Origin of the sequence: Pseudomonas sp. xss_2 (assembly GCF_043104195.1) — a bacterium.
GTDB lineage: Bacteria > Pseudomonadota > Gammaproteobacteria > Pseudomonadales > Pseudomonadaceae > Aquipseudomonas > Aquipseudomonas urmiensis.
Genome location: NZ_JBICKL010000055.1, coordinates 59,310 through 68,485, shown reverse-complemented (window position 1 = coordinate 68,485; position 9,176 = coordinate 59,310). Strand labels below are relative to the sequence as shown.

The window sequence follows — 9,176 nt, the reverse complement described above, 5'->3', positions numbered from 1 at the left end:
GGCTTGCCCCGCGATGAGGCCGGCACCGACTGGCTAAATCAGTCGACGCTCACACCGGAAAACGCATTGCGCCCAAACGGGCTGACTTTGAAGTCGTGCACCCTGGCGCTGATCGGCTGGTTGACCGTGGAATGCGCCACCGGGGTAATCGGCACCTGTTGCTTGAGCCGCTGCTGGGCCTGCTGGTAAAGCGCGCTGCGTTGTTCGCGGTCGGTGACCTGCTTGGCCTGCTGGACCAACTGGTCATACTGCTGATCGCACCACAGCGAGTAGTTGTTGCTGCCAATCGCGCCACAGCTATAGAGGGTGCCAAGCCAGTTGTCCGGGTCGCCGTTGTCACCGGTCCAGCCGATCAGGGCGATGTCGTGCTCGCCACTTTTCATGCGCTTGAGGTACTCGCCCCACTCGTAGCTGACGATGCGCACCTTGAAGCCGAGCTTGCTCCAGTCGGCCTGGAGCATCTCGGCCATCAGCTTGGCGTTGGGGTTGTAGGGGCGTTGTACCGGCATCGCCCAGAGGGTGATCTCGGTGCCTTCCTTGACCCCTGCCTGTTTGAGCAGCGCCTTGGCTTTCTCGGGGTCGTAGGGTTGGTCCTTGAGGGTGTCGTCATAGGACCACTGGGTCGGCGGCATGGCATTGACCGCCAGTTGCCCGGCGTCCTGGTACACAGCCTGGATGATCGCTGGCTTGTTCACTGCCATGTCCATCGCTTGGCGCACCTGCAGCTGGTCGAACGGCGCATGGCGGGTGTTGTAGGCGATGTAGCCGAGGTTGAAGCCTGGCTTGCTCAGCACCTGCAGTTGTTTGTCGGTCTTGAGCTTGGGCAGATCAGCGGGGCGCGGGTGCAGGGTCACCTGGCATTCATTGCGCCGCAGCTTCTGGATGCGCACCGACGGGTCGATGTTGATCGAGAAGATCAGGTTGTCGATCTTCACGTCCTCGGGCTTCCAGTAGTCCTGGTTGCCCTTGTAGCGGATCTGCGAGTCCTTCTGGTAACGCTGGAATACGAAGGGGCCGGTGCCAATCGGTTTTTGATTGATGTCGCTGGGTTTGCCCGCCGCCAGCAGATGGTCGGCGTACTCGGCGGAGAGAATCGCGGCGAAGCTCATTGCCAGGTTCTGGATGAACGCGGCGTCGACGTTGTTGAGGGTGAATACCACGGTCATTGGATCGGTTTTTTCGACCTTGGCGATGGTCTTGTCCAACCCCATGCTGACGAAGTACGGGAACTCGGTGGGGTAGGCTTTGCGTAAGGGTTGTTGTTTGTCGAGCATGCGCTGGAAGGTGAACAGCACGTCGTCGGCATTGAAGTCTCGGGTCGGAGTGAACGTCTGGTTGCTGTGGAATTTCACCCCAGGGCGCAGGTGGAAGGTGTATTGCAGGCCGTCCGCCGAGACCTGCCATTTCTCGGCAAGGGCTGGCTGCACGGCAGTGGCGCCGCGCTCGAATTCGACCAGGCGGTTATAGATCGGCTCGGCGGCATCGTTGTCGGTGGCGCTGGTGTATTGGGCGGTGTCGAAACCGGCCGGGCTACCTTCGGAGCAGAACACCAGGTTGTTGGCCTGGCTGATTGGGGCCTGGGTCAGTAAGCCCAGGCCAAGCACAACGGAACACAGCGGAATCTGGCGCATGGCAAGTCCTTTTCCTGATCGATGTCAGCTGCAGCAGGGATGAATGACGGCAACAGAAACCCGTTCCTGACGGTACGGCCGTCAGGAAGGGGATGACAGGTTGCGAATTCGCTTAGTGCTGCGGGAAATTTCCGATAGCTCGCGACGAAGCGTCTGATGAACTATCGACAGCCCGAGCCCACCACGCCGATCAGGCGAGATGGGCAGGCGGGTCTATTTCTCCACGCTCACGCCGTAGAAGGCGTTCAAAGCGAAGGGGCTGATCTTGAAGTCCTTAACCTTGGCGCTCATGGGCTGGTACACGGTGGAGTGGGCGATCGGGGTGATCGGCACCTGCTCCTTGAGGATGTGCTGCGCTTGCTTGTACAGCTCGGTGCGCTTGGCCTGGTCGGAGGTGGCCTTGGCCTGCTTGATCAGGTCGTCGTAGGGTTTGTAGCACCACTTGGAGAAGTTGTTGCCGTCGATGGCATCGCAGCCGTAGAGGGTGCCCAGCCAGTTGTCCGGGTCTCCGTTGTCACCGCTCCAGCCAATCAACATGGCGCCTTGCTCGCCGCCCTTGGAGCGCTTGATGTACTCGCCCCACTCATAGCTGACGATCTTGGCCTTGATGCCGATCTTGGCCCAGTCCGATTGCAGCATCTCGGCCATCAACTTGGCGTTGGGGTTGTAGGGGCGCTGGACTGGCATGGCCCACAGGGTGATCTCGGTGCCTTCCTTGATCCCGGCCTCCTTGAGCAGCTGCTTGGCTTTTTCCGGGTCGTACTTGGCGTCCTTGATGCTGGTGTCGTAGGACCACTGGGTCGGCGGCATGGCGTTGACTGCCAACTGGCCGGCGCCCTGGTACACCGAATCGATGATCTGCTGTTTGTTGACCGCCATGTCCAGCGCTTCACGCACCTTGAGCTGGGCCATCGGGTTGGGCTGGTTGCTGCCCTTGATCTGGTCCATCACGTTGTAGGCGATGTAGCCGAGGTTAAAGCCGGCCTGTTGCGGCATTTGCAGGTTTTTGTCGGCCTTTAGCGGTTCGATATCGGCAGGGCGCGGGAACAGGGTGACCTGGCACTCGTTCTTCTTGAGTTTTTGCATGCGCACCGAGGCGTCGGTGGTGATGGCGAAGATCAGGTTGTCGATCTTCACGTCCTCAGGCTTCCAGTAGTCCTTGTTGCCCTTGAAGCGAATCTGCGCGTCTTTCTGGTACTTGCTGAACACGAACGGGCCGGTGCCGATCGGCTTCTGGTTGATCTCGGCGGCCTTGCCGTCCTTGAGCAACTGGGCGGCGTACTCGGCCGACTGGATCGAGGCAAAGCTCATGGCCAGGTTCTGGATGAACGCTGCGTCAACCTGATTGAGGTTGAAGCGCACGGTGTGCTCATCGACTTTCTCGACCTTGGCGATGTTGCTGTCCATGCCCATGTCGGTGAAGTACGGGAATTCGGTGGGGTAGGCTTTGCGGAACGGGTCGTTCTTGTCGAGCATGCGGTTGAAGGTGAACAGCACGTCGTCGGCATTGAATGGGCGGCTGGGCTTGAAGTAATCGGTAGTGTGGAACTTGACCCCTTCACGCAGGTGGAAGGTGTAGGTCTTGCCGTCGTCGGAGACGTCCCACTGGGTGGCCAACCCGGGGATCACCGCGGTGCCGCCGCGTTCGAACTGGGTCAGGCGGTTGAACACGGTCTCGGCCGAGGCGTCGAAGTCGGTTCCGGTGGTGTACTGCCCTGGGTCGAAACCGGCTGGGCTGCCTTCGGAGCAGAACACCAGGTTGCTTGCAGCGAGGGCAGACGGTGCGCTGGCAAGCAAGCCTGCGCCGACCAGGAACGGAATGACTGCGTGTTTGAGCATGGTGGCCTCATTGTTGTCATTTTTGGATTTGAGGTGGCCTCGTGAGCCGACCTGCGGATACTTATGCAGGGGGTGTTCCCAATGCAACACCATGAAGGATAGCTGGCGTCAAAAAAGTGGTACGGGCGTACATCAATGTCGCATCGATGTAAGTTTCGCCGAAGTTGATCGTTTGCGAGGGGGTAATGCTGGCATTTTGCCGAATATTTCGAGGGCAGAATGCAATAGGGATGCACCCTAAAGGTGCGTAGGAAGGATCTGAGTTAGGTGTAAGTTGGAAGCTTCAAGCTGCAAGTGAAAGCCGGTTCCGTATTGCACGGACTGTCTTTGACTTGCCGCTTGAAGCTTGCCGCTCAAAGCGGGTTCAAGGCATCTGCACTTCGATCAAGCCATCGGCGTTCATGCTGACTTCACTGGTCCCCGCTTCGATATCCGGTGCCGGCGCCGCCTCGTCAGCACCCATCGCTTTCATCGCCATCGGCGCGCTGCGCAGGTACGGGCGGGGATAGCCACTGCTATTGAGGTTCAGGTTGACCACTTTATAGCCCTTGCCGCCAAGCGCTTCGGTGGCCAGTTGTGCGCGAGCCTTGAAGGCGTTGACCGCATCCTTGAGCAGCTCGTCCTCGCTGGTCTTGCGGGTGTTCGGCGCGATGGAGAAATCCATGCCGCCCATCTTCAGCTCTTGCAGCAACTCGCCGGTGAGTTTGGACAGGGCCGGGAAGTCGGCGCTTTCCAGGCGCAGCTCGGCGCGTTCGCGCCAGCCGGTGATCTTCTGGCCTTTGCTGTCATACACCGGGTAGCTGTTGCGGCTGCCCTGGCTGATCTTCACTTCCTTGACCTGGCGGGCCTGTTGCACGGCCTTGTTCATGGTCTCGGTGATCTCCTTGGCCAGCTTGCCCGGGTCGCTGTTCTGGGCTTCGCTGTACAGGGTCACGACCATCAGGTCGCGGGCAACTTCCTTGCTCACTTCAGCGCGCAGCGACACCTGGTTGTAACGCGGCTCATCGGCTGCCAATGCGGGCAGGCTGGCCAGCAGGCCGCAGGACAGGATCAGGGCAGTGCCGCGACGAGGGATTTGCATGAGTGACTCCTTGGCGAATTGAAGGCGTGGAGATTGGCGTTCCATTCCACGCATGGCCCATCAGACCGGCAACAGTGTAGTGGGTTCACAAATGCCATCATCAACCTGTGACAAAGTGTGGCGCTTTGCCGCATCACTGCAGCGAGGGGCCCGGCTTCGGTATACTCCAGCCGATTTTCCTGGAGCACTCATCAGGAGAGCTCATGCTCGCTGCCGCACAACCGCTGTCCGCTACTCGTCAGAACCTCTGGCGCCTGACCGTCATTCGCGTGCTGGTCCTGGCCGCTCAAGCAGGCTCGGTAGGTGTTGCCTACTGGACCGAACTGCTACCGCTGCCCTGGCTGTCGCTGGTGGTAACGCTCGCCCTGTCTTCGCTGCTGTGTGCCTTCACCGCCTTGCGCTTGCGCCTGTCGTTGCCGGTCACCGAGCTTGAATACGCCTTCCAGCTGGCCTGCGACTTATTTATCCACAGTGTCTTGTTGTACTACTCCGGTGGCTCGACCAACCCGTTCGTGTCCTATTACCTGGTGCCGCTGGCGATCGCTGCGGTGACCTTGCCGTGGATCTACTCGCTGGTGCTTTCAGGCCTCGCCCTGGCGGCCTACAGCCTGTTGCTGGTGCAGTTCTACCCGCTGGAAACCTTGCCGCTGGCGCGCGACAAGATGCAGGTTTATGGCATGTGGCTGAGCATCGCCCTGGCCGCAGCGGTGATTACCTTCTTTGCCGCGCGCATGGCCGAGGAGCTGCGCCGCCAGGAGCAACTGCGCAGTGAGCGCCGCGAAGAAAGCCTGCGAGACGAGCAACTGCTGGCGGTCGCCACCCAGGCGGCCGGCGCTGCCCACGAGCTGGGTACGCCGCTGTCGACCATGAGCGTGCTGCTCAACGAGATGCGCCAGGATCACCACGACGCCCAGTTGCAGGAAGACCTCGCCGTGCTGCAGGACCAGGTCAAACTGTGCAAGCAGACCCTGCAGCAGCTGGTGCGAGCCGCCGAGGCCAATCGGCGCATGGCCATCGTCAAGCAAGATGTCACTGCCTGGCTGGACGAAGCACTCAACCGCTGGCACCTGATGCGCCCGGAAGCCAGCTACCGCTTCCAGCGCTTGCAAGATGGCCGGGTCCCGCAGCTGACGCCGCCGCCGGACCTCACCCAGGCCCTGTTGAACCTGTTGAACAATGCCGCCGATGCCTGCCCGGATGACTTGGAAGTGCGTCTGGACTGGGACGACCAGGACATCATTATCAGCATCCGCGACCATGGCCCGGGGATTCCCCCAGCCATTGCCGAGGCAATCGGCAAACCCTTCTTTACCACCAAGGGCAAGGGCTTCGGCCTTGGCCTGTTCCTGAGCAAGGCCAGCGTTACCCGTGCGGGCGGCTCGGTGAAACTCTATAGTCATGAGCAGGGCGGCACCCTTACCGAGCTGCGCCTGCCCTATGGCAAGCGAGGAGATGAACGATGAGCGATGAAATTCAGGTTGAAGGCGAAGAACTGCCGCATTTGTTGCTGGTAGACGATGACGCCACCTTCACTCGGGTCATGTCCCGTGCCATGAGTCGCCGCGGGTTCCGCGTGAGCACCGCATCCTCCGCTGAGGAGGGCTTGGTCCTGGCCCAGAACGACCTGCCGGACTACGCCGCGCTGGACCTGAAAATGGACGGCGACTCAGGGCTGGTGCTGCTGCCCAAGCTGCTGGAGATGGATCCGGAAATGCGCGTGGTGATCCTCACCGGTTACTCGAGCATCGCCACGGCAGTCGAGGCGATCAAGCGCGGCGCCTGCAACTACCTGTGCAAGCCGGCCGATGCCGATGATGTGCTGGCGGCGTTGCTGTCTGAGCATGCCGACCTGGATTCGCTGGTGCCGGAGAACCCGATGTCGGTGGATCGCCTGCAGTGGGAACACATCCAGCGCGTGCTGGGTGAGCACGAGGGCAATATCTCTGCCACCGCACGAGCGCTGGGCATGCACCGGCGCACGTTGCAGCGCAAGCTGCAAAAGCGTCCGGTTCGCCGCTGAGTGTGGATAGCTTGGATCGGTTTGAGAGGGCCTTGTCCCGCCTGCAAGCCGATCCAGGCGCCACAAAACTAGCCGAATCTGAAGGATATTTCCTTTTATTGCAGGCAAATGCCCGCACCTTGCGCAGCTCGCGTATCATTAGCGCCCTAACGGCAACCCCTAGGACCGCTCGCGAATGCTCGCCCTTCTCATCCAGACGCTGAACATCACCGCACCGGTGTTCGCCATGCTGTTCATGGGCGTATTCCTCAAGCGTATCCGCCTGATCGACGATAACTTCAGCAAGGTCGCCTCTTCGCTGGTGTTCAACGTCTGCATGCCTGCCTTGCTGTTTCTTGGTATTTACCACGCCGACCTGCAAGCAGCGATCAAACCTGGTGTCATCCTCTATTTCATCGCCGTTACCCTGGTCGGCTTCGCCATGGCCTGGGGCCTGGCTATCTGGCGGGCGCCGCTGGCCGAGCGAGGCATCTATACCCAAGGCGCATTTCGCGGCAACAACGGTGTGATCGGGCTGGCCCTGGCCGCCAGCCTCTACGGCGACTACGGCATCTCGCTGGGCGCGGTGCTCGCGGGCCTGGTGATCCTCATGTACAACTCGCTGTCGGCGGTGGTGCTGGCGGTGTACAGCCCGGACCTCAAGTCCGATCCGTGGAGCATCTGCAAGAACATCTTCAGCAACCCGCTGATCATCAGCGTGTTGCTGGCAACGCCGATGGCCTACGCCCAGGTGCCACTGCCCAACTGGCTGCTGACCTCCGGGGACTATCTGGCGCAGATGACCCTGCCGCTGGCGCTGATCTGCATTGGCGGCACCTTGTCGCTGGCGGCGCTGCGCGACAGTGGCAAGCTGGCCATCGACGCCAGCCTGGTGAAGATGGTGTGGCTGCCGCTGGTGGGCACTTTGGGCGCCTGGCTGTGTGGGTTCCGCGGTGCCGAACTGGGCATCCTGTTCTTGTACATCGGCAGCCCCACGGCTGCGGCCAGTTATGTCATGGCGCGCGCAGCCAATGGCAACCATGAGTTGGCGGCGTCGATCATCGTGATCACCACGCTAATGGCGGCGATCACCACCAATATCGGCATCTTTATCTTGCAGTGGGGCGGATGGATCTAGATCCTGACTGCAAACAACTCCAATAACACTGCCTCCTGACCAAAGGACACTTCATGCAAGACCAGAACACGCCTGAGCGGTTACAGCGCGGGCTGAAAAACCGCCATATCCAGCTGATCGCGCTGGGCGGGGCGATCGGTACCGGGCTGTTCCTGGGCATCGCCCAGACCATCCAGCTGGCCGGTCCGTCCGTTTTGCTGGGCTATGCCATCGCTGGCCTGATGGCCTTCTTCATCATGCGCCAACTCGGCGAGATGGTGGTCGAAGAGCCCGTCGCCGGCAGCTTCAGCCATTTTGCCCACAAGTACTGGAGTGAGTTCGCCGGGTTCGTCTCTGGTTGGAACTACTGGGTGGTGTATGTGCTGGTGGGCATGGCCGAGCTGACTGCCGTGGGCATCTATGTGCAGTATTGGTGGCCAGACTTCCCCACCTGGGCCACGGCCGCGATCTTCTTCGTCGCAATCAACCTGATCAACCTGACCCAGGTGAAGGTCTACGGCGAGCTGGAGTTCTGGTTCGCGCTGGTCAAGGTGATCGCGATTGTCAGCATGATTGGCTTTGGCGCCTGGCTGCTGACCAGTGGCCATGGCGGCCCGGATGCCAGTGTGGCCAACCTGTGGCAGTACGGTGGCTTCTTCCCCAATGGCGTCACCGGTTTGATCATGGCCCTGGCGGTGATCATGTTCTCCTTCGGCGGCCTGGAGCTGGTCGGCATTACCGCGGCCGAAGCGGACAACCCACGGGTGAGCATCCCCAAGGCTACCAACCAGGTGGTCTATCGCATCCTGATTTTCTACATCGGCGCGCTGGCAATTCTGCTGTCGCTGTACCCCTGGCAGAAAGTGGTGCAGGGCGGCAGCCCGTTCGTGATGATCTTCCATGAGCTGGACAGCGACCTGGTGGCGACGATCCTTAACGTGGTGGTGCTGACTGCCGCGCTGTCGGTGTACAACAGCTGCGTGTATGCCAACAGCCGCATGCTGTTTGGCCTGGCCAGCCAGGGCGATGCGCCACGCCAGCTGCTCAAGGTTAGCCGCCGCGGTGTGCCGTTGACCGCACTGGGCGTGTCGGCTGCGGCCACCGGCTTGTGCGTGCTGAACAACTACCTGATGCCAGGGGAGGCCTTTGGCCTGCTGATGGCGCTGGCGGTGTCGGCGCTGGTGATCAACTGGGCCAGCATCAGCATTACCCACTTGAAGTTCCGCAAGGCCAAGATCGAGTCGGGTGAGACGCCGTTCTACCGTAGCTGGGGGCATCCGGTGACCAACTACCTGTGCCTGGCGTTCATCGTGTTGATTCTGGTGGTGATGTACCTGACCCCGCCGATTCGTATCTCGGTGATGCTGATTCCAGTGTGGATTGCGGTGCTGGGTGTGGCGTTCCACCTGAAGAAGAAACGTCAAGCCGTCAGGGCCTGAAGAGCGCGTCGGCCCTATCGCGGGGCAAGCCCGCTCCCACGCAATCTGTGTGAACCCATAGAAGTTGCGT

Annotated in this window: 7 protein-coding genes; 4 read left to right on the top strand and 3 right to left on the bottom strand. The window is 60.9% G+C overall.

What is annotated here, in order from left to right; translation table 11 throughout:
- Window positions 1-38: 38 nt before the first annotated feature.
- The 3 genes from ACF8K2_RS13345 to ACF8K2_RS13335 form a co-directional block, all read right to left on the bottom strand.
- Complete coding sequence (locus tag ACF8K2_RS13345) at window positions 39-1,631, bottom strand: ABC transporter substrate-binding protein (RefSeq protein ID WP_392465209.1); 1,593 nt, start codon at window positions 1,629-1,631, stop codon at window positions 39-41.
- A 213-nt stretch (window positions 1,632-1,844) separates the two neighbouring features.
- A complete protein-coding gene (locus ACF8K2_RS13340) occupies window positions 1,845-3,470 on the bottom strand; it encodes an ABC transporter substrate-binding protein (protein WP_186554048.1) in 1,626 nt (541 codons plus the stop codon).
- 364 nt (window positions 3,471-3,834) lie between these two features.
- Window positions 3,835-4,551, bottom strand: coding sequence for an SIMPL domain-containing protein (locus ACF8K2_RS13335; protein WP_264234842.1), 717 nt, complete (start codon window positions 4,549-4,551; stop codon window positions 3,835-3,837).
- Window positions 4,552-4,754: 203 nt separating this feature from the next.
- Between ACF8K2_RS13335 and ACF8K2_RS13330 the strand changes: the two genes are divergently transcribed.
- The 4 genes from ACF8K2_RS13330 to ACF8K2_RS13315 all read left to right on the top strand — a co-directional run bounded on the left by ACF8K2_RS13330 (window position 4,755) and on the right by ACF8K2_RS13315 (window position 9,106).
- Entirely contained in the window at window positions 4,755-6,014 is a 1,260-nt protein-coding gene (locus ACF8K2_RS13330; RefSeq protein ID WP_392465205.1) for an ATP-binding protein, read from the top strand.
- Entirely contained in the window at window positions 6,011-6,571 is a 561-nt protein-coding gene (locus ACF8K2_RS13325) for a response regulator transcription factor (protein ID WP_186554045.1), read from the top strand. Before ACF8K2_RS13330 ends, ACF8K2_RS13325 begins: the two co-directional genes overlap by 4 nt.
- Before the next feature lie 175 nt (window positions 6,572-6,746).
- Window positions 6,747-7,688: an AEC family transporter gene (locus ACF8K2_RS13320; RefSeq protein ID WP_186554044.1), complete on the top strand. Its 942-nt coding sequence runs from the start codon at window positions 6,747-6,749 to the stop codon at window positions 7,686-7,688.
- A gap of 53 nt (window positions 7,689-7,741) precedes the next feature.
- Window positions 7,742-9,106 carry an amino acid permease gene (locus ACF8K2_RS13315; RefSeq protein WP_392465203.1) on the top strand — a complete coding sequence of 455 codons (1,365 nt, stop codon included), beginning with the start codon at window positions 7,742-7,744 and terminating at the stop codon, window positions 9,104-9,106.
- Window positions 9,107-9,176: the final 70 nt, after the last annotated feature.

Bases quoted from the DNA above. Each gene is read 5' to 3' on its own strand.
- ACF8K2_RS13315 (WP_392465203.1), top strand. From the start codon at position 7,742: ATGCAAGACCAGAACACGCCTGAGCGGTTACAGCGCGGGCTGAAAAAC.
- ACF8K2_RS13330 (WP_392465205.1), top strand. From the start codon at position 4,755: ATGCTCGCTGCCGCACAACCGCTGTCCGCTACTCGTCAGAACCTCTGG.
- ACF8K2_RS13320 (WP_186554044.1), top strand. From the start codon at position 6,747: ATGCTCGCCCTTCTCATCCAGACGCTGAACATCACCGCACCGGTGTTC.
- ACF8K2_RS13335 (WP_264234842.1), bottom strand. From the start codon at position 4,551: ATGCAAATCCCTCGTCGCGGCACTGCCCTGATCCTGTCCTGCGGCCTG.
- ACF8K2_RS13345 (WP_392465209.1), bottom strand. From the start codon at position 1,631: ATGCGCCAGATTCCGCTGTGTTCCGTTGTGCTTGGCCTGGGCTTACTG.
- ACF8K2_RS13325 (WP_186554045.1), top strand. From the start codon at position 6,011: ATGAGCGATGAAATTCAGGTTGAAGGCGAAGAACTGCCGCATTTGTTG.
- ACF8K2_RS13340 (WP_186554048.1), bottom strand. From the start codon at position 3,470: ATGCTCAAACACGCAGTCATTCCGTTCCTGGTCGGCGCAGGCTTGCTT.